The sequence below is a fragment of the Ruegeria sp. AF3 genome, assembly GCF_056536285.1.
In genome coordinates this window covers 2,897,482-2,919,833 of sequence record NZ_JBQFJM010000001.1, presented here as the reverse complement: position 1 = coordinate 2,919,833, position 22,352 = coordinate 2,897,482, and the positions used below count along the sequence as shown (strand labels likewise).

The window sequence follows — 22,352 nt, the reverse complement described above, 5'->3', positions numbered from 1 at the left end:
GGGAAAAGTCAAACCCATTACACATTTTCGCGACGGCACTACTTGCAATTTTCTCAGGTTCTGTTTCGATACGCCATGTAACCGACCTGGGGAGGCGGCGCAGACTGAAATCGTTAGCGCTATTATCTTTGTTGATCAAAACCTTACCTTGGGGCGGCAACGCCAAACCCGCAGGCCTTGCGGAGATAATCGAGACACGAACGTGTCCAACTTGGGAGTAACTTATGAAAATCAAAACCCTTTTGCTTGGTGCGATTGCAAGCACGGCGATGGCCCCTGCGGCCTTTGCTGAGCGTGGATCGGACGGCAATGTCAGCATCATTTACTGGCAGGCTCCGTCGATCCTGAACCCGTACCTGTCCTCGGGCACCAAAGACATCGAATCGGCTTCGTTGGTGATTGAACCGCTCGGTCGCTATGACCAAGACGGGAACCTTGTAGCCTATCTCGCCGAGGATATCCCGACCGTGGAAAACGGTGGTGTTTCGTCGGATCTGAAATCGATCACGTGGAAGCTGAAATCCGGTTTGGTCTGGTCCGATGGATCGCCCGTGACGTCGGCCGACGTAAAGTTCACCGCGGATTATTGCATGCATCCGGAAGGTGGTTGCGCCCAGCTTGCCAAGTTTGAAGGCGTCGAAAGCGTCGAGGCAATCGACGATCTGACCATCAAGGTCAACTTTGCCGAACCAAAGCCGAACCCCTATGGCCCGTTCATGGGTGGTCAGTCGCCAATTATCCAGATGGCCCAGTTTCAGAACTGCATGGGCTCCAAGGCGCCTGAATGTACAGACCAGAACTTTGGCCCGATCGGAACCGGCCCGTTTGTTGTGGACGAATTCAAGCCAAACGACGTGATCACCATGTCGGCCAACCCGAATTATCGTGACCCAAACAAGCCCGCTTTTGCCACGCTGACCTTCAAAGGTGGCGGTGACGCAACGGCGGCTGGCCGTGCTGTGATGGAAACCGGCGAATTCGACTATGCGTGGAACCTGCAGCTGGCGCCCGAAGTCATCGAGCAGATGAAGGAAGGTGGTAAAGGTACTCCCATCGCGGCATTCGGGACCCTGGTTGAGCGGATCGAAATGAACATGACAGATCCGTCCCCCAGCCTGCCTGAAGGCGAACGTTCAACCGCCAAACATCCGCACCCAGCCTTATCGGAACTGGCTGTTCGCAAGGCCCTGTCGATGGCAATCGACCGTGATCTTCTGGTTGAGATTGGCTACGGTCAAGCCGGTCGCCCGACCTGCAACCTGGTACCGGCCCCGGCATTGTACGCAAGCGACAACACCGAGTGTCTGACGCAGGACATTGACGGCGCGAACCAGATGCTGGATGAAGCCGGCTGGGTGAAAGGCGCTGACGGCGTCCGCGCCAAGGATGGTGTAAGACTGTCGCTGGTCTATCAAACCTCGACCAACGCTGTTCGTCAGGACTTCCAGGCGCTGATCAAGGAATGGTGGAGCCAAATCGGTGTTGAAACCGAGCTGCGCAACATCAACGCGTCGGTCTTTTTCGGCGGTGACCCGGGCAGCCCGGACACATTCCAGCGTTTCTATGCAGACGTTGAAATGTACGCCAACAACTTCGATGGCACCGATCCGGAAAGCTATCTTGCGCAGCACACCTGTGACAAGGCACCCAAGCCGGAAAGCCAGTGGCAGGGTGAGAACATCAACCGTTACTGTGACGCCGAGTATGACAAGCTGGTGGCCGAACTGGGCCGCACCGGTGAGCTTGAAAAGCGTGGCGAAATTGCACGTAAACTCAACGATATGCTGACCAAGGACAGCTATGTCGTGGTTCCGCTGGTTGATCGTGGACGGGTCTCTGCACATTCCAACACGTTGGGTGGCGTGATCCTGAACACTTGGGACAGCGAGCTTTGGAACGTTGCGGACTGGTACCGCAAAACCGGCTCCTAAGCGTTAAACCTGCCAAGCCGCGCCCCGATCTTCGGGGCGCGGTCATTTGCAGGCCGTTCCAACAAGAAGACGCATCAACAAAGGCGCCTTTGAATGCTCAACTTTACAATCAGACGACTGGTGTTGGCGGTGCCCACACTGCTGTTCATCAGCCTCGTCATCTTCCTGCTGCTCGAGCTTGCCCCTGGCGACCCGATGGCACAGGTTCCGCTCACCGTTCCCCCGGAAGTCAAAGAGAAGATGCGCGAGGCGCTTGGCCTCGGCCAGCCGATGCATATCCGGTTCTGGAAATGGATCGTGCAGTTCTTCTGGATAGAACCACAGGTATTGGTCGACTCTGTATTCGGTACAACCTTCTCCGAAGGCGACTTGCGTGTGATTTCGTGGCAGACCCGCTCACCGGTCATGGACATCGTCGTTCAGCGTATCCCGCAGACCCTGTGGGTTGTCGGCACCGCCTATGTGGTCGCCATCCTGATCGCGCTGCCCATCGGCATCTATTCGGCCTACCGCCAGTATTCGTGGTTCGACCAGATGGGCACATTCGTGTCGATGGTTGGCTTTTCCGTTCCACCCTTCTTCTCGGGTGTTCTGGTGATCGTCATATTCTCGGTCCAGCTGGGCTGGTTCCCGTCGATCTATGACACCACGCTGGTGGTCAACAGCTGGGACAGTTTCGTTGTGCAACTCAAACAGATGATCATGCCGGTCATGGTTCTGGCCTTGCAGATTACAGCGCAGCTCAGCCGGTTCATGCGCGCGTCCATGCTGGATAACCTCAATCAGGATTATGTTCGCACCGCCCGCGCCAAGGGTCTCAGCGAATATACCGTGGTCATGGTTCACGTTCTGCGAAACTCGATGATCCCGGTGGTCACCGTGATTGCGCTGGGTATTCCGTCCATCTTTGGTGGCGCCATCATCACCGAGCAGGTGTTCAAAGTGAATGGCATCGGTCAGCTGCTGATCGGAGCGATTCAGGCCAATGATCTGCCGATGGTGCAAACCCTGACCTTCATCTTTGCCGTACTGATCGTGCTGTTCAACCTGATCGCTGACGTACTTTACGGCATTCTGGACCCGAGGATTCGATATGACTGATCATGATCGTACCGATACACTGGTCCCGGACGAAGGATTTGCACCTGCCTCGACAGCCTTGCCAACGGCCGGCGTGATGGAAGAACTGGCCACCCCTCCCCGCAGCCAATGGCGCGATGTGTGGGATCAGTTCAAGACCCACAAAGGCGCAATGGTCGGTGCGATCCTGTTTATCATCATCGTCGCCGGTGTTTATTTGGGCCCGTATCTGTGGAGCATCGATCCAACCCAGATCGATATCCGGTCGCGCAATCAGGGCCCCAGTTGGGCGCATCCCTTTGGCACCGATCAATTGGGTCGCGACATTCTTGCGCGCATGATGTCGGGTGGTCAAACCTCAGTCTCGGTTGGCATAACCGCGATGTTGCTGGCGCTGTTTCTGGGATCGTTCATCGGCGTTCTGGCAGGATTCTTCAGACGGCTCGATGGGCCGCTGATGCGCCTGACCGACCTGTTTCTGGCCCTGCCCTTGCTGCCGTTGTTGCTGGTTATGATGCTTCTGTTCCGCGAGCCCCTGTCAGCGGCTTTTGGGCTGGAGCGCGGGATATTCATCCTGATCGTCTGCGCCATCGGCATCACCTCATGGATGCCGACTGCGCGGATCGTGCGCGGTGATGTGCTGGCCATCAAGGAACGTGAATTCGTTCTCGCCGCGCGCTCCATCGGCACCAGCAACAGCCAGATCATCACGCGGCATATCCTGCCGAACGTTCTTTCGCCAATCATGGTGTCGGCAACGCTGGGGATTGCCACAGCGATCATCACCGAAAGCGCGCTGTCCTTCCTTGGGTTGGGATTCCCGCCCGACTTCCCGACATGGGGCCGCCTGTTGTTTGATGGTGTCGACTATCTTCAGCAATACCCCGAGCGTGTATTCTGGCCCGGCCTTGCGATCTCGCTGACGGTGCTGAGCGTCAACTATCTGGGTGACGGGCTGCGCGACGCACTGGATCCCCGCATTCGCGGACGCTGAAACAAGTTTAGTCGGCGCGCCTCAGCGCGCCGGCCAACAGCACGATCAGAACGGCCAATGGCAACAGCACGGCGAACGCCAGACGCAGGCCGAACAGTTCCGCCAAAAATCCGATCAGCGGCGGCCCTATCAATAACCCACCATATCCCAGCGTAGCTACACTTGCGATGGCTTGCCCCGGCGGGACAAGCGGATCGCTGGCTGCATGGCTGAACGCCAGCGGCATTATCACCGCATACCCTATGCCCATCAGCGCAAACCCCGCCAATGCGGGCAAGGGCGCAACCGAAGAAACCACAGCGAAAACGCCCAACGCCGCGCAGATCCCGCCGAACCGGGCCGTCGCAGCAGGACCAAACCGCATAATGACAATCGCGCCTGCTAGGCGAAACGCCACCATCGTCACGGAAAACACGGCATAGCCCAATGCGGCAACACTTTCGGGCGCTCCCGAAATGTCTCGCAGGAAAATCGCGCTCCAGTCTGCGACGGCGCCTTCACCCAATGCACCGCACATGGCCGCGAATCCGACCAGTATCAGCGCGCCCGAGGGCAAAGCAAAAACCGAGCTTTTTGACCGTTCGGACCGATTCGACGTCCAGCGCACCCACGACAAGGCCAGCGCGAAGGCAACAACCGCGCCACCCGCCAATAGGAAATGCACCAGAACCGTCAGCCCCATCTGAACAGCCACGTACCCGCTGAGCGCGCCAAGACCGGCCCCAAGGCTCCACATGGCGTGGAATGACGACATTACAGGTTTGTCATATGCCTGCTCGACCTCGGCGGCCCAGGCATTCATCGCCACATCCATCGATCCGTGAAAGGTGCCAAAAACAAACAAACAAAACGCCAGCGCCCAAAACCCGCCAGCAACAGCAAGCAGGACCAGCGACAGCGTGTACAGAACGGCCACAATCCGGGTTATCGCAACTGCGCCATACCGATCCGTCAACTGCCCTGTGACCGGAAACGAACAGACGGCGCCGGCCGCCATGAACAACAACCCGTACCCCAACGCATCATGGGACAGCTCCAACCGGTCGCGCACGGCCGGTATGCGCGAGGCCCAGATGCCGAACAAAGCCCCGTTCAGGATGAACATGGCCGCAACTGCCCGCCATGCCGAGAAAACACCAATCAACAGAGAACCTCGTGCTGTCTGCCCGCCTCACCCGTTCTACAGGTTGGGCGCAAATTGGCAATTGCAGCTTAACCCAGGCGTTTGCGGATGCGCCGAACGGCGAACCATACGCCCGCTACAACCGGGATCGTCGCCGCCGCCGTCAGCATTCCCTTGCTTATGCCGGCGGCAGTCAACGGATACAGAAGGTAGCCGACAAGTGAGACCGCGTAATAACTGATGGCCACCACAGAAAGGCCCTCAACCGTGTGCTGCAAGCGCAAGGCAAGATCGGCCCGACGATCCATGCTTTCCAACAGGGCCTGATTTTGTGCACTCCGCTCGACGTCCACCCTTGTGCGCAACAACTCACCCGCACGTATGGCCCGGTTAGACAGCGCCTGCAGGCGGCGTTCTGTTGATTTCACGGTACGGATCGCAGGGTCATAACGGCGCATCATGAAATCGGCAAAGCTTTGGCCGCCTTCGAACCTTTCCTCGCGCAGGACATCGATCCGCTGATTGACCAGCGCCTCGTAAGCGCCGGTCGCACCGAATCGGAACGAACTGCGGGCCGATATGGTCTCGAGCTCGGTCGATATGGCCAGCAATTGAGGCAACAGCGCATCTGGTGGGGTGGTGTCATCCGTCATTTCAACCATCAGCTTCGCCAGCTGGGCATCCAGTTCCTCGATCCGGGGGGCCAATTGTTTGACGCGGGCAAAGCCAAGCATCGACATCGCCTTGTATGTCTCGATCTCGCACAGCCGCTGGATGATACGCCCTGTGCGGCGCGTGCCCGTGCCTTCGGTCACGAACAAAGCAAAACGCATGTGACCAGCCGGGTCGATACGGAAATCACTGGCGCAAATTGCCGAAGCATCCAACACCCGCGACACCGCCAGACTTTCAGGTTCGAACCAATCAGCCAGAGCGACCTTTACAGCCGCATCTTCCGGGCGCGGCACCACCCGCATCAGCAGCGAGGTGATCCTCTGGCCCGGGCTGGCCATCAGCCAATCCGGGGGAAAAACTTCGAAATCAGCCGGGTTGAAGGGACGGCCGCTGACGTTCGGCACAATCGCCGTATACGTGACAAACTCAGTGTGCTGCTCCCATTTCAGCCAATGGCGTCCTATCTGCCCGGCATAATGCGTGGCCCCCGGCTGCGGATGTTGCGCCCCATGTCGGTCAAGCAGATCGATCAGATGGGCAATATCCTGACTGCGGTCCCGAGCGACGGCTGCTTCAGGCTTCTTGATCGCAAGAAAGGCGACCGTGCACGGCGTATCGGCGGCCGGAAACGGGCGGGCATGAAGTTCATTTGCCAGCGCATAGCGCAGCGGGTGATCATCGATTGGCGTCATTCCGAGGCTCCGATAGCGGTGTCCGCACTATACGTCACAACTCGGATACATCAATTCTTATTTTATTTCATATACTTACACGAATACAAAGGTATACAAACCGACTATCTCATTGATTTGGCTGCCACAGCTCGATCGGATTTCCCTCCGGATCGTGAAGCCGAGCGAACTTTCCGATCTCGCTGTCCCAGTCTGGGCGGGTCTCAACAGCGATTCCGGCAGCTTCAAGCTGCTGTATCATCGCGCCCAGATCGTCGACCCGAAAATTGATCATCCATTGCTGATCCGGGTTTCCGAAATACTCAGTGTCTTTAGCGAAAGGCGCAAACACCGTATACCCTTCGCGCTGCTTCCAGGGCACCGGATCATAGTGGTTTACGCCCAGATGTTCTTCGTACCAGCGGCTCAACGCCTCAGGATCACTGGCCCGAAAGAATACGCCCCCTATACCGTTCACTTTCTGCATGTTTCGCTCCTACCACACGGCATCGAGTATATCACAACCCGCCCGCTTCATCTGGCCATAAATATCCTGGGGGTTTGGGGGCAAAGCCCCCAACAGCACAAAAAAAGAAAAGGGCGCCCAAAGGCGCCCTTTGCAAATGGATCAAACCGGTTAATCACTCGATCATCGGCAGCAGCTTGTCCAGAGACGCTTTGGCGTCGCCATAGAACATGCGGGTATTTTCCTTGAAGAACAGCGGGTTTTCGATACCCGAATACCCCGTACCCTGACCGCGTTTGGACACGAAGACCTGCTTGGCCTTCCAGCATTCCAGAACTGGCATACCGGCAATGGGACTGTTGGGATCTTCCTGCGCCGCAGGGTTCACGATGTCGTTCGAGCCGATAACGATGGCCACATCCGTGTCCGGGAAGTCATCATTGATCTCGTCCATTTCCAGAACGATATCATAGGGCACCTTCGCCTCGGCCAGCAGCACGTTCATATGGCCCGGCAAACGGCCCGCGACCGGGTGGATCGCGAAACGCACCTCTTTACCTTTGGCGCGAAGCTTACGAACCAGTTCACTGACCGATTGCTGTGCCTGCGCAACCGCCATCCCGTAGCCGGGAATGATGATTACACTGTCGGCATCGTTCAGGGCTGCAGCCACGCCATCAGCCTCAATAGCCACCTGCTCTCCCTCAACAGCCATCTGTTCACCCTGCGGGCCACCAAAGCCGCCCAGGATCACGCTGACAAAGTGACGGTTCATCGCCTTGCACATGATGTAGGACAGGATCGCACCGCTTGAGCCCACCAGCGCACCGACCACGATCAGCAGGTCATTGCCCAGCGAGAAACCAATCGCCGCCGCGGCCCAGCCCGAATAGCTGTTCAGCATCGACACAACCACCGGCATGTCCGCGCCACCAATGCCCATGATCAGATGATAACCGATGAACAGCGCCGCCAATGTCATCAGGATCAGCGGCAACAGCCCGCCAGACGCGGTGTACCAGATCAGACAGATCAGCGAGAGGCCCGCTGCCGCCGCGTTCAGCGCATGACCACCGGGCAGCTTTGTCGCCGCCGAGGTCACTTTGCCCGCCAACTTGCCATAGGCCACGACCGAACCGGTAAAGGTGATCGCACCGATAAAGATGCCCAGGAACAGTTCCACATGCAGGATTGCCAGCTCGGCCGGTGTCTTCTTGGCGATCAGTTTGGCAAAGGTGCCCAGATCATGCAGATCCGCCTCTTTCGCCGTATCCGCAATCGCCATGACCTGTGCCACGTTGCCGATTTCAAAATGTGCATTGAAACCCACAAACACAGCGGCCAGACCGACGAGTGAATGCATCGCGGCCACCAGCTGCGGCATCTCGGTCATCTGGACGCGCTGCGCCACGTATTGACCGATCAGACCGCCGCCAATGATCAGCAGGATCGACAGCAGCCACAGGCCAGAACCGGGGCCAACCAGTGTGGCAAAGACCGCCAGCGCCATACCGACGATACCGTACCAGACCGCGCGCTTTGCGCTTTCCTGGTTTGACAACCCGCCAAGGGAAAGGATGAACAGAACAGCCGCAACGACGTAGGCGGCAGTGGTGAAGCCAAATTCCATGTGCCCGGCCTCCTTAAGATTTCTGGAACATGGCGAGCATGCGCCGGGTTACGAGGAAGCCGCCGAAAATGTTGATCCCGGCCATGAAGACGGACAGCGCCGCCAGCAGAATGACCAGGAACGACCCCGATCCGATCTGCATCAATGCCCCAACGATAATGATCGACGAGATCGCGTTGGTGATCGCCATCAGCGGCGTGTGCAGGCTGTGCGAGACATTCCAGATCACCTGGAAGCCCACGAAAATGGCCAGCACGAAGACGATGAAATGCTGCATGAAGCTGGCCGGAGCAACCAGCCCTACCAGCAGCATCAGCGCGCCGCCAACACCCAAAAGGGTGAACTGCTGCTTGGTCTGCGCCTTGAAGGCCGCAATCTCCTGCGCCTTTTTCTCTTCCGGGGTCAGTTCCTTGACCTCGGGCTTTTTCTGCGCCGCAATCGCCTGAATCTTGGGCGGTGGCGGCGGGAAGGTGATCTCACCCGCATGGGTCACGGTTGCGCCGCGGATCACGTCATCTTCCATGTTGTGATTGATCTGACCGTCCTTCTCGGGCGTCAGGTCAGTCATCATGTGACGGATGTTGGTTGCATAAAGCGACGAGGATTGTGCCGCCATCCGGCTGGGGAAGTCTGTATAACCGATTATGGTCACGCCATTATCGGTTACAACTTTCTCATCCGGCACAGTGCCTTCGACGTTGCCGCCACGCTCGGCTGCAAGGTCGATAATGACCGAACCCGGCTTCATCGCCTTGACCATATCCTCCAGCCACAGCTTGGGCGCCGGACGGTTGGGGATCAGGGCGGTGGTGATCACGATGTCCATCTCGGGCGCAAGTTCGCGGAACTTGGCCAGCTGGGCGTTGCGGAATTCTTCCGACTGGACCGAGGCATAACCGCCTGTGGCCGCGCCATCCTGCTGCTCTTCTTCGAAGTCCAGATAGACGAACTCCGCCCCCATCGATTCGACCTGTTCGGCCACTTCAGGGCGCACGTCGAACGCGTAGGTGATCGCGCCCAGCGACGTAGACGTCCCGATTGCGGCCAGACCGGCCACACCGGCCCCAACGATCAGCACCTTGGCAGGAGGAACTTTACCGGCGGCGGTCACCTGACCGGTGAAGAAACGGCCAAAGTTGTTGCCTGCCTCGATCACGGCGCGATAGCCCGCGATATTTGCCATCGACGACAGCGCGTCCATCTTCTGCGCGCGCGAGATGCGTGGCACCATCTCCATGGCGATCACGTTGGCGCCCTTGGATTTGGCCAGCTCCATTCCTTCTTCGTTGCCCGCAGGATTGAAGAACGAAATCAGGGTCTTGCCCTTGGTCAACCGTTTCAGTTCGGCCTCAGTCGGGATCCGAACCTTGGCAATGATATCCGCGGTCTTCCACAGCGACGCTGCGGTCTTGACCACCTCAACGCCTACGGCCTCGTATGCGGCATCCGAAAAACCGGCAGCCGCGCCCGCGCCTTTCTCGATCAGGCACTCATAGCCCAGTTTCTGCAATTGCACGGCCGAGTCGGGCGTCATTGCAACCCGGTTCTCACCGTCCAGTATTTCCTTTGGCGTGCCTATCTTCACTGGCAGTCCCCCTAATTTTTACTCTGTCCGAGCGGGTGGTCGGTATTCTTTGTTAAGCAAAGATGTATCCTGCGCAACATTATTTCGCAAGTGCAGCATTTTTTACGTGACATCACGAAATCAGCCACCTTAGATCCAACGCCGCGTCTTGTGTTCATAGCGTGCGAAATCCGTGCGGAACTGCCGGCGCAGGCGGTCTTCTTCCGGCAGGATAAACCGGCGCTCCAGCACCCAGACGAAGACCGGAACCAAAACCAGTGACAACACGGCGTCAAACCGCAGGATCAAACCCGCAAGAATCAGAACGTCACCGACGTAGATCGGGTTTCGACTGCGTTTGTAGATGCCCGATTGCACCATCGCGGTCGGCGTCTCATGGGGAATGACGGTTGTTTTGTGGCGACGAAACTCGACAATGGCCAGAACGGCCATCAGAACGCCGCCGCCGATTAGAACTCCGCTGAGAAGGTCGGTCAGGCCGCTCTCAAGTGACAGGCCCAGCGCCATGTATCTGGCTTGCGCCCATGCCAGCGCCGCGAAAGCGATCAACCAAACCGGCGGTACATCTATCCAGCGCATTCTAAGCCCTCATGAGCGACGACAATTTCGGGTATATGTCGCTTCTGACCGACGTCCTATCGTTTTTCGACCAGATTGGCAAAAGACCAGTATGTCGCATCGATAGACAGACATGTCAGGATCGGCTACCCCAAATGCAACAAAAGACGACCACACAAGTGAGTGAACCTTCATGACCGATTTTGCAGCAACCAAAGCCATGTTCGACCTGCCCGAGGGCGTGATTTATCTGGACGGCAACTCGTTGGGTCCGCTGCCTAAAACGGCTGCGTCTCGTGTGCAGAACATGCTGACCGAGGAATGGGGGCAAATGCTGATCACCGGCTGGAACAAGGCCGGTTGGATGGGCCTTCCCACTGGGCTTGGAGATCGAATTGGCCGCCTGATCGGTGCCGAGCCGGGCAGCGTCGTGACCGGCGACACCCTGTCGATCAAGGTTTATCAGGCCGTGTCCTCTGCCCTTGAACTGAACCCGACCCGCAAGGTTGTGCTTTCCGACAATGGGAACTTTCCGTCAGACCTGTACATGGTCGATGGCCTGCTGCGATCCCTTGGGGGCGCATACGAACTGCGCGTCGTCGACCCGCAGGGCGTCGCAGATGCAATCACAGAAGAGGCCGCGGTCCTGATGCTGACCGAAGTGGATTACCGTACGGGACGGATGCACGACATGAAAGCGCTGACGGAACTGGCCCATGCCAATGGTGTCGTGACGGTTTGGGATCTGGCACATTCCGCAGGTGCCATCCCCGTTGACCTTGCAGGGTGCAATGCCGATTTCGCAGTCGGGTGCACTTATAAATACCTCAATGGCGGCCCCGGTGCGCCCGCTTTCATCTATGTTGCGCCCCGACTGGCAGATAGTGTGCGCCCGGCCCTGTCTGGTTGGCTGGGGCACGAAGCGCCCTTTGCCTTTGACCTAGACTATCGGCCCGGAAGCGGGATTGAGCGTATGCGCGTTGGAACACCTCCGATCATCCAAATGACCGCACTTTCGGCGGCCATGGACATCTGGGATATGGCCGACATGGCGGATGTGCGCGCCAAATCCATTGAATTGACCGAGCTTTTCATCCGTCGGGTCGAGGCGACCTGCCCAGACTTGCAATTGGACAGTCCGCGTATTCCCGAGCAGCGTGGCAGTCAGGTTTCATTCCGCTTCAAGGAAGGCTACGCCGCGATGCAAGCGCTGATCGCGCGTGGTGTCGTCGGAGATTTCCGTGCTCCTGACACAATGCGGTTTGGTTTCACGCCGCTGTATATCGATGAAAGCGATGTCGAGCGTGCAGTCGGGATTCTGGCGGATGTGATGCAGAACAAGCTTTGGGACACGCCTGAGTACAAAACGCGACAGCGCGTTACCTGATTTCCAGCCCAGCTCCGATCAGGGCCGCCAACTGGTTCGTGCGCCTTTCAAATTCCTCGGCGTCTGACGCGGTCAGCTTGATCCCCTTCAGCGTGACCGTAAGTGTTTTCGCCGTCTCTTCAGGCGTGTCGAATAGGCGAACGCGGCCAGCATCCTGCTCTCGCCTCAGCCATTCGGCATAAAGCGCGGCAAGTTCCCCTTCGCCCCGCTCGACAATATCGATGGCCATGGATTTGGTTGTGTCCAGCATCTCAAGCCCATGCGGCGACGCCAAAATCGCAGCCATGCCCTCGGTCTGGGCATGGATCGCCTTCCTGGCAATGTCCGAAACCGAGCCTTCGCTGTTCAGCGCCTCGGCCACCGTTGCGGACTTTTCCTCGTAATGCCGTTCAGTCAGCTTGCGAACGATCGCTTCCTTGTTCCTAAAATACAGATAGACCGCTGGCCGCGACATCCCCGCACCGCGCGCAATGTCATCCATCGAGGTCTTGCGGAACCCGTATGCGGAAAAAGCCTGAAAAGCAGATGCAAGGATCGCTTTCTGCCGGGATTCGTCACTCGTATCTTTCATAAGAAAATCTCTGACAGTTATTGTTTAATTTGTCAATTGACAAACTGACACTTTGCACCCATTATGTCAGAACCTGCCACAGATACAAAAAGGTGCGCCATGGCGACGGCCCTTAAGATTAACGGAACTCCCCATCAGATCGACCTGCCGGATGATGTCCCCCTGCTTTGGGTTCTGAGGGATGAGGTTGGCCTGACCGGCACCAAGTTCGGCTGTGGCGTCGCCGCTTGCGGGGCCTGTACGGTTCATATCGATGGCGAGGCCGTACGCTCATGCCAGGTGGCGCTGTCGGATGTCTGGGGCGAGGTGACCACAATCGAAGGCGTCGGCACGCCAGAAGCGCTGGCTACGATCCAGCATTCTTGGGCTGATCATCAGGTGGCGCAATGTGGCTATTGCCAGTCGGGCCAGATCATGCAGGCCGCTGCCCTGCTTGCGGAAAACCCTGCGCCCACGGACGCAGAGATCGATGAGGCGATGCAGGGAAACCTGTGCCGCTGTGGCACCTACCCCCGCATCCGGGCCGCGATCCACGACGCAGCATCCAAGTTGAAGGAGGCGTAAGAGATGGCTTCTGTTGGCAAAATTATCCGCCGTACGTTCCTGATCGGCTCAGCCGCAATTGTTGGCGGCGTCGCCTTTGGCGCGTATTATGTCACCCGCCCTGCCCCCAACCCGCTGAAACCGAAAGAAGGTGAAGCGACACTGAACCCCTTCGTGCTGATCGATCAGAATGGCGTCACCCTGTTCGCGCCCCGTGCCGAGATGGGACAGGGCGTGAAAACCACGTGGGCCGCGCTGATCGCCGAAGAACTGGATGTCGATCTGGATCAAATCACCGTCCTGCACGGTCCGGCAGCAACCGCCTATTACAACTCAGCCATGATGGGCGAGGGACTGCCAAACAAGGGCTACGACATCTCGGACTTCCAGCACAACTTAGGTGAAGCACTGGGTGTTCTTGGCAAGGCCCTAAGCCTGCAAGTCACAGGCGGCTCAACCTCGATGAAGGACGGGTTCGAGAGGATGCGGCAAGCCGGCGCTTCGGCCCGTGAAACGCTGAAACGCGCCGCCGCTGATCGGTTGGGGGTCGCGCCCTCGGACCTGAAAACAGCTTCAGGCCATGTCATCGCCCCGAACGGTGACAAGATCGCTTATACCGATCTTGCAGTGGAAGCGTCCGGACTGGAACCCGTCGAGGTACCTTTGCGAGACCCGTCCCAATGGCGTTATCTGGGCCGGACACAACCGCGACTGGACATGATGGGCAAAGTGACAGGCACTGCCGAGTTTGGCATCGATGTTCGCCTGCCCGGTATGAAATTTGCTGCCGTGCGCATGAACCCCAAACTGGGTGGCGCGATGAACAGCTTTGAAGACAGTGCTGCAATCTCCATGCCCGGGGTCGAGAAGGTTGTTGATCTGGGCACTGGTGTTGCCGTGATCGCGAACAACACATGGCTGGCCAACCAGGCGGTTGAGGCTGTTGAGATCGACTGGGGCGATGCGCCATATCCACCTGATACGGACGGCATTTTCTCAAAGATTGCCGAGGCGTTTGACGACGCGCCGAACTCGACTATGCGCGACGATGGCGATGTCAGCATGACGCCGGATGGCGCGACCGAGATCACTGCCGAATACCAAGTGCCCTATCTGGCGCACGCCACGATGGAGCCGATGAATGCCACCGCGCTCTATACCGGAGATGCTCTGGAGCTGTGGTGCGGCAATCAGGCCCCGACGCTGATCCGTTTTCGCGCTGCGAATACCGCAAATCTGGACACTGAGGCTGTTCAGATTCACACCACCTATCTTGGGGGAGGGTTTGGCCGCCGGGGCGAACTGGATTTCGGAGAAATCGCCACCAAGGTCGCGATGGCCATGCCTGGCACACCGGTCCAGACAACTTGGAGCCGCGAAGAAGACATGCGTCACGACTACTTCCGCCCCGGCGCCATCGCCCGGATGCGCGGCGCTGTTCAGGACGGCAAAGCCGTTCTCATTGACGGCAAGGTTGCGGCACAGTCCTGCACGCAACAGGCGGTCGAGCGTTACACCGGCTTCCCCGGAGGCGGACCCGACAAAGTGCTAGTCGAAGGGTTCTTCAACCAGCCTTACGCCGTGCCAAACTACCGGATGAGCGGCCACGTCGCTGATCTGGCGGTCCCGGTGGGCTTCTGGCGTTCGGTCGGCAACAGCTACAACGGCTTTTTCCACGAGACTTTCTTGGACGAATTGGCCCATGCCGCAGGGCGCGACCCGCTGGACTTCCGGCTAGAGCTAATGAGAACCGAACACGCCCCGTCTGCCGGATGTCTGGAAGCGGTCAAGGAAATGTCCAACTGGACCGGGAAAACACCTGACGGCGTAGGCCGTGGCGTAGCCTTCACCTACAGCTTCGGCACGCCGGTGGCTCAGGTTATCGAAGTTGTCGACGAAGACGGTGCCATCCGCATTCACAAGGCCTGGATCGCCTGCGACATGGGGCTGGCGCTGGACCCGGAAAACGTCAAGGCGCAGATGTTTGGCGGCATGATGTATGGCCTGTCTGCCGCATGTTTCGGCGCGATCACCTTTGCCGGCGGGGAAGTCGAGCAGTTCAACTTTCCCGACTATGACGCCCTTCGTATGCATACTGCGCCACAAGTCGAGGTGCGCGTTCTGGAAACCAACCGCCATATGGGCGGCGCTGGTGAGCCCGGCACCCCCCCCTCGATGCCCGCACTGGGCAACGCCCTGTTTGATTTGACGGGAAACCGCGCGCGCAGCCTGCCGCTGGTCAATCAGTTCAACCTGCTGGTCTGATTGCCATTCACCTTCCCCTGCACCGGTCCGTCGCGCGCCCGCACGGTCCGGTGCCCAAGTCAGGCTGATTTCTGAACTGCCTGACAGGCAATCCCCGCCGCCCATCCCCGCACAGCCATGCCGAAGGCTTCGAACAAGGGGCGTGAAACCGGGTCGTTGATCGCATCCCATTCGGGATGCCATTGCACGGACAGCGTAAATCCGGGCGCGTCCTTGATGTAGATCGCCTCGGGCGTTCCATCCGGCGCATGCCCATCGATCACCACACGCTGTCCGATGCACTTGATCCCCTGCCCGTGCAGCGTGTTTGTCATGACCTCCTGCGCACCAAACAAGTCGTGGAACACACCGTTTTCCGTCAGTTTCACCACGTGGCGCAGCGCAAATTTTTCCTCAAGTGTACCATCGGGCGGCATCCGGTGGTTCATCCGCCCCGGCAGATCACGAATTTCCGGATAGAGTGTTCCGCCCATGGCCACGTTGACCTCTTGAAATCCGCGGCAAATGCCCAGAAACGGCTGACCCCGTTCCACACAGGCCCGAACCAGCGGCAGGGTGATCGCGTCACGCGCGCGGTCAAACTCTCCATGCGCCTCGGTAGCCGGTTCACCATATTCTTCGGGATGCACATTGGGGCGACCGCCGGTCAGAAGAAAGCCGTCGCAAACCTCCAGCAACTCCTCAACCGACACATAACGGGGATCGGCGGGGATCAGCAGCGGCAAACATCCCGATACGTTCGCCACAGCGTCCGAATTCATCGTCCCCCCTGCATGGGTCGGGTATTGATCGTTCATGAGGTATGAGTTGCCGATAATACCAACAACGGGTCGAGACATTCCGCTTTCCTTGTTATACATCCCCTTGAAAAGGAAGCTAACCGCAGCTTCACAGTCGTGCAAGAATACACCTCCTGCGTGACAGCGCAGGGACGTGTTCAGGGGTGCACAAATACCCCCCGCGATCAGTCAAGTCACGGCTCGTTTTCCCCGCCTAAAACTTCAAGTCGGAAACATGCGCCAAGTCATTGCTTTGACGGAGCTGCTCTCAATGGTCGGACTTAAATCTCGCCGTCCAACCCAGCGGCCTCAATTCCCGCCATCGCAACGGCAGCATCGTTTTCTGACGTGTCGCCGGTTACCCCAACGGCACCGATCACGTCGCCCTTTCGACCCCGTATCAAGACCCCGCCCGGAACTGGTACGACCTGCCCGCCATACACTCCGTTTACAGCCGCCATAAAGTAGGCTTGCGCCTCGGCCCGTTGCATCTGTGCCGTGCCCGCCATGCCCAGCATGACAGAGCCATATGCCTTGCCATGCGCAATCGCAAAGCGGCCCGGTGCTGCATCATCCTCACGCTCGAACGCGATGACGTGGCCGCCTGCGTCCAGAACAACCACCGAAAGTGGCTTCAGCTCCATCTCGCGGCCTTTCTCAAGCGCTTTGCGGATAATGGTGCGGGCTTTGCGAAGGGAAACTTCCATGTGCATTCCTGTGTCTGCATGTCGAAAGAAGAAAGGGGGCGGATCGCCCCCTTCGTTTTACGCTGTGGCTGCCTTCAATTCCAGACGGCGTGCGTGCAGGACCGGCTCGGTGTAGCCCGAGGGCTGCACACGGCCTTTGAACACAAGGTCACAAGCCGCCTGAAAAGCAATTCCGTTAAAGCCCGGCGCCATCGGGACATAACCCGGATCGCTTTCATTCTGGCGGTCCACGACAGCCGCCATTTTCTGCATCGCAGCCATCACCTGTGCTTCGTCGACAATGCCATGATGCAACCAGTTGGCCAGTGCCTGAGACGAAATTCGGCAGGTCGCACGGTCTTCCATCAACCCGATGTCATTGATGTCGGGGACTTTGGAACATCCCACGCCCTGATCGACCCAACGCACGACATAGCCCAGAATGCCTTGTGCATTATTCTCGACCTCGCGCGAGATTTCTGCGTCGCCAAGATTGCGCCCCCCCAGCAGGGGAATGGTCAGCAAATCGTCAAGTGTTCCTCGGGCACCCGCCATTGCGATCTCGTCCTGACGGGCCAGTACGTTGACCTTGTGGTAATGTGTGGCGTGCAGCGTCGCAGCTGTGGGCGACGGCACCCAGGCGCAGGTCGCACCAGCCAGCGGGTGACCGATCTTGGCCTCAAGCATGTCGCCCATCCGGTCCGGCATCGCCCACATGCCTTTGCCGATCTGCGCCTTGCCCTTAAGGCCACAGGCCAAACCGATATCGACATTGCGGTCTTCATAGGACGCAATCCAAGGCGTGTTTTTGATGTCGCCCTTGGGCAGCATCGGCCCGGCCTCCATCGAGGTGTGAATTTCATCGCCAGTGCGATCCAGGAAACCGGTATTGATGAAGGCGACGCGTGATTTCGCGGCGCGAATGCATTCTTTCAGGTTCACCGACGTGCGGCGCTCCTCATCCATGATCCCCAGCTTTACGGTGTTGCGCGGCAGACCCAGAATGTCTTCGACCATGTCGAAAATCTCGACCGCAAAGGCAACCTCTTCCGGCCCGTGCATCTTGGGCTTCACCACATAGACCGAGCCGGCGACCGAGTTGCCCCCGTCTCTTTTCAGATCATGCATGGCAATCAGAGTGGTGCAGAGCGCATCCATCAGGCCCTCGCCGATCTCATTACCCTCGGCATCCAGAACGGCGGGGTTGGTCATCAAGTGACCCACATTGCGCACCAGCATCAGTGAACGGCCTTTCAGGGTCGCCTGCTCACCTGTCGGTGTGGTGAAAGTCAGATCCTCTGCCAGCTTGCGGGTAAACGTGGCGTCGCCCTTGGTGACGTCTTCGGTCAAATCACCCTTCATCAGGCCCAGCCAGTTGCTATAGGCCACGACCTTATCCGCCGCATCAACACAAGCGACCGAGTCTTCGCAGTCCATAATCGTTGAAAGGGCGGATTCCAGCCGGACGTCTGCTATACCTGCGGGATCAGAGGCGCCGATGGCTCCAGTCGGATCGATCATGATCTGAATATGCAGGCCATTGTTTTTCAGAAGCACAAAAGCCGGCTTGTCTGCCGCGCCACCGAAACCAACAAATTGATCGGGGTTTGCCAGTGCCGGGGAAAGAGCACCTTCTTCGACATGCAGTCCCGACACGTCGGCCCAAGACCCACCAGCCAGAGGTACAGCGTCATCCAGAAAGGCTTTCGCCCATGCAATCACCCGTGCACCGCGCGCCGCATCATACCCACCGCCTGTTGGCAGATCGCCTATCGCATCGGTGCCATAAAGCGCATCATACAGGCTGCCCCATCGCGCATTCGCCGCGTTCAGCGCAAAGCGTGCGTTGGTGATCGGCACAACAAGCTGCGGCCCCGGTGTCAGCGCGATCTCGGGGTCGACATGCGTCGTGTCGATTTGAAACCCGTCGCCTTCCTCGACCAGATAACCAATTTCCTTTAGAAAAGCCTGATAGTCAGTGGGATCAATGCTCTGACCCTTGCGCGCAATATGCCAGCCATCGATGCGCCCTTGTATCTCGGCCCGCTTGGCCAGAAGCGCGCGGTTCTTCGGCCCCAGTTGAGACACCAGTCGCGCCAGACCCGCCCAGAAATCCTGCGCCGACACACCCGTACCCGGCAATGCCCGCGTCTCGATAAACTCTGCCAGTATTGGATCGATCTGCAGCCCGCTCAGGGTTTGTCTGCCACTCATCTTCCTGCTCTCCCGCGATTGTGTGCCATTGTATGCGTAAGTGACTTAGGCCGAAAGTTTCCGATAGGCAACTTTCGACTTTGCGTTAGGGTTATTCGGATCGAACGGAAGCTGTTTCAAAAACAACAAGGGAATGGCGGGGGCCAGTTGCAGCTCTGGAACGATGCCCCTAACGTCGCGCCAGACACGAACCGATGCGAGGCCCCCATGCGCGACGCTGCCCCCACCACGATCTTCCTGAAAGACTACACTCCATTTGGTTATCTGCTGGACAGCGTGCACCTGACCTTCGATCTGTCGGCACATGCAACACGGGTCACGTCGCGTATCGCGTTTCGTCCAAATCCCGACGCGACCGATCGCACCTTTTTCCTGCATGGCGAGGATCTGAACCTGATCCGTGCCTCCATCAACGGAACCGAAGTTTCGCCCGACGTCACGGACAAGGGCCTGACCGCCGATGTTCCCGACGCCCCGTTCATCTGGGAAGCCGAAGTTGAGATCGATCCGGGCAACAACACCGCGTTGGAGGGGCTTTATATGTCGAACGGCATGTATTGCACCCAGTGCGAGGCGGAAGGTTTCCGCAAGATCACATATTACCCGGATCGCCCCGATGTCATGTCCACCTTTACCGTGCGTATCAATGGCGACCTGCCGGTTCTGCTGTCGAACGGCAACCCCTCGGGCAAAGGCGAAGGATGGGCCGAATGGACCGACCCCTGGCCCAAGCCTGCCTATCTGTTTGCGCTTGTCGCTGGGGATCTTGTGGCCCATCCCGGCCGGTTCACCACCAGATCAGGCCGGGATGTGGCGTTGAACCTGTGGGTGCGTCCGGGGGATGAGGGCAAATGCGCCTTCGGCATGGAGGCGCTGAAGAAGTCCATGAAATGGGATGAAGACGTCTATGGCCGGGAATACGATCTGGACGTCTTCAACATCGTCGCCGTCGATGACTTCAACATGGGCGCGATGGAAAACAAGGGGCTGAACATCTTTAACTCTTCGGCTGTTCTGGCCAGTCCCGAAACCTCGACCGATGCCAATTTCGAACGGATCGAGGCGATCATCGCGCATGAGTATTTCCACAACTGGACAGGCAACCGCATCACCTGCCGCGACTGGTTCCAGCTGTGTCTGAAAGAAGGTCTGACCGTCTTCCGCGATGCACAGTTCACATCCGACATGCGCTCGGCCCCTGTGAAACGCATCCACGACGCCATCGAACTGCGGGCGCGGCAATTCCCCGAGGATAACGGCCCGCTCTCGCACCCGGTCCGGCCCGAAAGCTTTCAGGAGATCAACAATTTCTACACGGCCACCGTTTACGAAAAAGGTGCCGAAGTCATTGGCATGCTAAAACGGCTGGTCGGGGATGAGGCCTATGCAAAGGCGCTGGACCTCTATTTTGACCGCCATGACGGGCAGGCCTGCACGATCGAGGATTGGCTGAAGGTGTTCGAGGACACCACAGGCCGCGACCTGACCCAGTTCAAACGCTGGTACAGCCAGTCGGGCACGCCGCGTTTGACCGTATCTGAAGATTGGGCCGACGGGACCTATACCCTGACGCTGAAACAGCGCACCGATCCCACACCTGGTCAGGCAGAGAAACTGCCCCAGGTGATCCCGGTCGCTGTTGGCCTGCTGGGGCCAAACGGGGATGAGGTCCGCACGACAGAAGTGCTGGAACTGACAGAGGCCGAGCAGAGTTTTCAGTTCACCGGGCTTGCGACAAAACCCACAGCCTCGATCCTGCGCGATTTCTCGGCACCGGTCATTCTGGAACACGATCATTCAAACGCCGAACGCGCGTTTCTGCTGGCGCATGACACAGATCCGTTCAACCGCTGGCAGGCTGGCAGATCGCTGGCGCAAAACACCTTGCTGCGGATGATCTTGGACGAGGCAACCCCAGACGCCGATTACCTTGACGGGCTGCTGGCCGTGCTGCGCGACGACACGCTGGACCCGGCCTATCGCGCCTTGATGCTTGGGCTGCCGACGCAATCCGAACTGGCTGCGGCTTTGCATGAACGCGGTCACACGCCAGATCCAATGGCAATCTGGTCGGCGGTCGAAACGCTGCGGCAGGCCACGGCACAGCACGTGCAGGATCTGCTGCCCCGTCTGCACAGCGAGGCGTTGGTGGATGGCCCCTACAGCCCGGATGCCGAGCAATCCGGAAAACGCGCCCTTGGCAGCGCGGCACTGGCGCTGACTTCTCGTCTGGACGGAGGGGCAATGGCGGCCACTGTGTATGCCAACGCGGATAACATGACCCTGCAACTGACAGCCCTGTCCTGCCTGCTGCGCGCCCGCAAGGGCGAAGCCCAGCTGACCGCCTTCTATGACCAATGGCAGCATGATCGGCTGGTCATGGACAAATGGTTTGGCTTGCAGGTGACCATGGCCGCACCCGAGGCGACACCGGAAACGGCAAAGGCATTGACCGGGCATCCCGATTTCAACTGGAAGAACCCGAACCGGTTCCGCGCTGTCATGGGGGCCTTGGCGATGAACCACGCAGGGTTCCACCAGCCGGATGGTGCCGGGTACAGCCTGCTGGCCGATTGGCTGATCCGCCTTGATCCTGTGAACCCGCAAACCACGGCACGGATGTGTTCAGCTTTTCAGACCTGGAAACGGTACGACACCGGGCGTCAGGGCCAGATGCGCACGCAGCTTTCTCGCATTGCAGAAACACCGAACCTGTCGCGCGACACGACGGAAATGGTATCCCGCATCCTCGGCGCATGACACCCTACAGCTTTACCCGCCGCAACCGGAACACACGAACACTGGTCATTCTGGCCAGTGTCTACGCGACCCTGCTGGCGCTGGTCATCCTGTTCGACGCGGCTTGGTGGGTTGTCGGCCTGCTGTCTCTTGCCACTCTCCCCGCAATCTGGGACGTGATCCAGAATACCAGCGCTGGCGTGCATCTGGACCGGGATGCGGTGCGCTGGTTCACGGGCAATCGTAAGGGAGATATCCCGATGCGGGATATCGACCATTTCCGATTTGACACCCGGTGGGACTTTTCCGTTCGCGTATCCATCGTCCTGAAATCCGGGAAACGAATCCGGCTGCCAGATGAGTCTCTGCCGCCGCATCGGGATCTGGAAACCATTCTGAAACAGGCAGGTTTTCGCGTAAACCGTCATCATTTCACTGTTTTCTGAAACACTGCG

18 protein-coding genes are annotated in these 22,352 nt (G+C 58.6%); 8 read left to right on the top strand and 10 right to left on the bottom strand.

The window, feature by feature from the left end; translation table 11 throughout:
• Nucleotides 1–224 precede the first annotated feature (224 nt).
• The 3 genes from ACR3FC_RS14660 to ACR3FC_RS14650 all read left to right on the top strand — a co-directional run bounded on the left by ACR3FC_RS14660 (nt 225) and on the right by ACR3FC_RS14650 (nt 4,005).
• A complete protein-coding gene (locus tag ACR3FC_RS14660) occupies nt 225–1,931 on the top strand; it encodes a peptide ABC transporter substrate-binding protein (RefSeq protein WP_480476033.1) in 1,707 nt (568 codons plus the stop codon).
• 93 nt (nt 1,932–2,024) lie between these two features.
• On the top strand, nt 2,025–3,032 hold the full coding sequence (locus ACR3FC_RS14655; RefSeq protein WP_209504480.1) for an ABC transporter permease: 1,008 nt from the start codon (nt 2,025–2,027) through the stop codon (nt 3,030–3,032).
• A complete protein-coding gene (locus ACR3FC_RS14650; RefSeq protein ID WP_480476031.1) occupies nt 3,025–4,005 on the top strand; it encodes an ABC transporter permease in 981 nt (326 codons plus the stop codon). Before ACR3FC_RS14655 ends, ACR3FC_RS14650 begins: the two co-directional genes overlap by 8 nt.
• A gap of 7 nt (nt 4,006–4,012) precedes the next feature.
• Here the strand turns inward: ACR3FC_RS14650 and ACR3FC_RS14645 are convergent, their stop codons facing one another.
• The 6 genes from ACR3FC_RS14645 to ACR3FC_RS14620 form a co-directional block, all read right to left on the bottom strand.
• On the bottom strand, nt 4,013–5,149 hold the full coding sequence (locus tag ACR3FC_RS14645) for an MFS transporter (protein ID WP_480476029.1): 1,137 nt from the start codon (nt 5,147–5,149) through the stop codon (nt 4,013–4,015).
• A gap of 68 nt (nt 5,150–5,217) precedes the next feature.
• Entirely contained in the window at nt 5,218–6,495 is a 1,278-nt protein-coding gene (locus tag ACR3FC_RS14640) for a DUF3422 family protein (protein ID WP_480476027.1), read from the bottom strand.
• Nucleotides 6,496–6,604: 109 nt separating this feature from the next.
• Nucleotides 6,605–6,961 carry a VOC family protein gene (locus ACR3FC_RS14635; protein ID WP_480476025.1) on the bottom strand — a complete coding sequence of 119 codons (357 nt, stop codon included), beginning with the start codon at nt 6,959–6,961 and terminating at the stop codon, nt 6,605–6,607.
• A 154-nt stretch (nt 6,962–7,115) separates the two neighbouring features.
• Entirely contained in the window at nt 7,116–8,570 is a 1,455-nt protein-coding gene (locus tag ACR3FC_RS14630; RefSeq protein WP_480476023.1) for an NAD(P)(+) transhydrogenase (Re/Si-specific) subunit beta, read from the bottom strand.
• Between the two features lie 13 nt (nt 8,571–8,583).
• Nucleotides 8,584–10,155 carry a Re/Si-specific NAD(P)(+) transhydrogenase subunit alpha gene (locus ACR3FC_RS14625; RefSeq protein ID WP_480476021.1) on the bottom strand — a complete coding sequence of 524 codons (1,572 nt, stop codon included), beginning with the start codon at nt 10,153–10,155 and terminating at the stop codon, nt 8,584–8,586.
• 129 nt (nt 10,156–10,284) lie between these two features.
• Nucleotides 10,285–10,734 carry a methyltransferase family protein gene (locus ACR3FC_RS14620; RefSeq protein ID WP_480476019.1) on the bottom strand — a complete coding sequence of 150 codons (450 nt, stop codon included), beginning with the start codon at nt 10,732–10,734 and terminating at the stop codon, nt 10,285–10,287.
• Between the two features lie 172 nt (nt 10,735–10,906).
• Here ACR3FC_RS14620 and kynU point away from each other — a divergent pair, with 172 nt between their 5' ends.
• Complete coding sequence (gene kynU, locus ACR3FC_RS14615; RefSeq protein WP_480476017.1) at nt 10,907–12,100, top strand: kynureninase; 1,194 nt, start codon at nt 10,907–10,909, stop codon at nt 12,098–12,100.
• Here the strand turns inward: kynU and ACR3FC_RS14610 are convergent.
• Nucleotides 12,093–12,671, bottom strand: a complete 579-nt coding sequence (locus ACR3FC_RS14610) for a TetR/AcrR family transcriptional regulator (RefSeq protein WP_480476015.1) — start codon at nt 12,669–12,671, stop codon at nt 12,093–12,095. The genes kynU and ACR3FC_RS14610 overlap by 8 nt on opposite strands.
• Before the next feature lie 99 nt (nt 12,672–12,770).
• Here ACR3FC_RS14610 and ACR3FC_RS14605 point away from each other — a divergent pair, with 99 nt between their 5' ends.
• Both ACR3FC_RS14605 and ACR3FC_RS14600 read left to right on the top strand, forming a co-directional pair.
• On the top strand, nt 12,771–13,235 hold the full coding sequence (locus ACR3FC_RS14605; protein WP_480476013.1) for a (2Fe-2S)-binding protein: 465 nt from the start codon (nt 12,771–12,773) through the stop codon (nt 13,233–13,235).
• 3 nt (nt 13,236–13,238) lie between these two features.
• Complete coding sequence (locus ACR3FC_RS14600; protein ID WP_480476011.1) at nt 13,239–15,479, top strand: xanthine dehydrogenase family protein molybdopterin-binding subunit; 2,241 nt, start codon at nt 13,239–13,241, stop codon at nt 15,477–15,479.
• A gap of 59 nt (nt 15,480–15,538) precedes the next feature.
• Here the strand turns inward: ACR3FC_RS14600 and ACR3FC_RS14595 are convergent, their stop codons facing one another.
• The 3 genes from ACR3FC_RS14595 to ACR3FC_RS14585 all read right to left on the bottom strand — a co-directional run bounded on the left by ACR3FC_RS14595 (nt 15,539) and on the right by ACR3FC_RS14585 (nt 19,158).
• Nucleotides 15,539–16,318: a gamma-glutamyl-gamma-aminobutyrate hydrolase family protein gene (locus tag ACR3FC_RS14595; RefSeq protein ID WP_480476009.1), complete on the bottom strand. Its 780-nt coding sequence runs from the start codon at nt 16,316–16,318 to the stop codon at nt 15,539–15,541.
• A gap of 221 nt (nt 16,319–16,539) precedes the next feature.
• The gene (locus ACR3FC_RS14590) at nt 16,540–16,965 is read right to left on the bottom strand and encodes a GlcG/HbpS family heme-binding protein (protein ID WP_480476007.1); all 426 of its coding nucleotides are present in this window, start codon (nt 16,963–16,965) and stop codon (nt 16,540–16,542) included.
• A 57-nt stretch (nt 16,966–17,022) separates the two neighbouring features.
• Nucleotides 17,023–19,158: a malate synthase G gene (locus ACR3FC_RS14585; RefSeq protein ID WP_480476005.1), complete on the bottom strand. Its 2,136-nt coding sequence runs from the start codon at nt 19,156–19,158 to the stop codon at nt 17,023–17,025.
• Between the two features lie 207 nt (nt 19,159–19,365).
• On the opposite strand from ACR3FC_RS14585, the gene pepN reads away from it, so the two are divergent.
• Both pepN and ACR3FC_RS14575 read left to right on the top strand, forming a co-directional pair.
• Nucleotides 19,366–21,918, top strand: coding sequence for an aminopeptidase N (gene pepN / locus ACR3FC_RS14580; protein ID WP_480476003.1), 2,553 nt, complete (start codon nt 19,366–19,368; stop codon nt 21,916–21,918).
• On the top strand, nt 21,915–22,343 hold the full coding sequence (locus ACR3FC_RS14575; protein WP_480476001.1) for a hypothetical protein: 429 nt from the start codon (nt 21,915–21,917) through the stop codon (nt 22,341–22,343). The genes pepN and ACR3FC_RS14575 overlap by 4 nt, the downstream gene beginning before the upstream one ends.
• Nucleotides 22,344–22,352 lie beyond the last annotated feature (9 nt).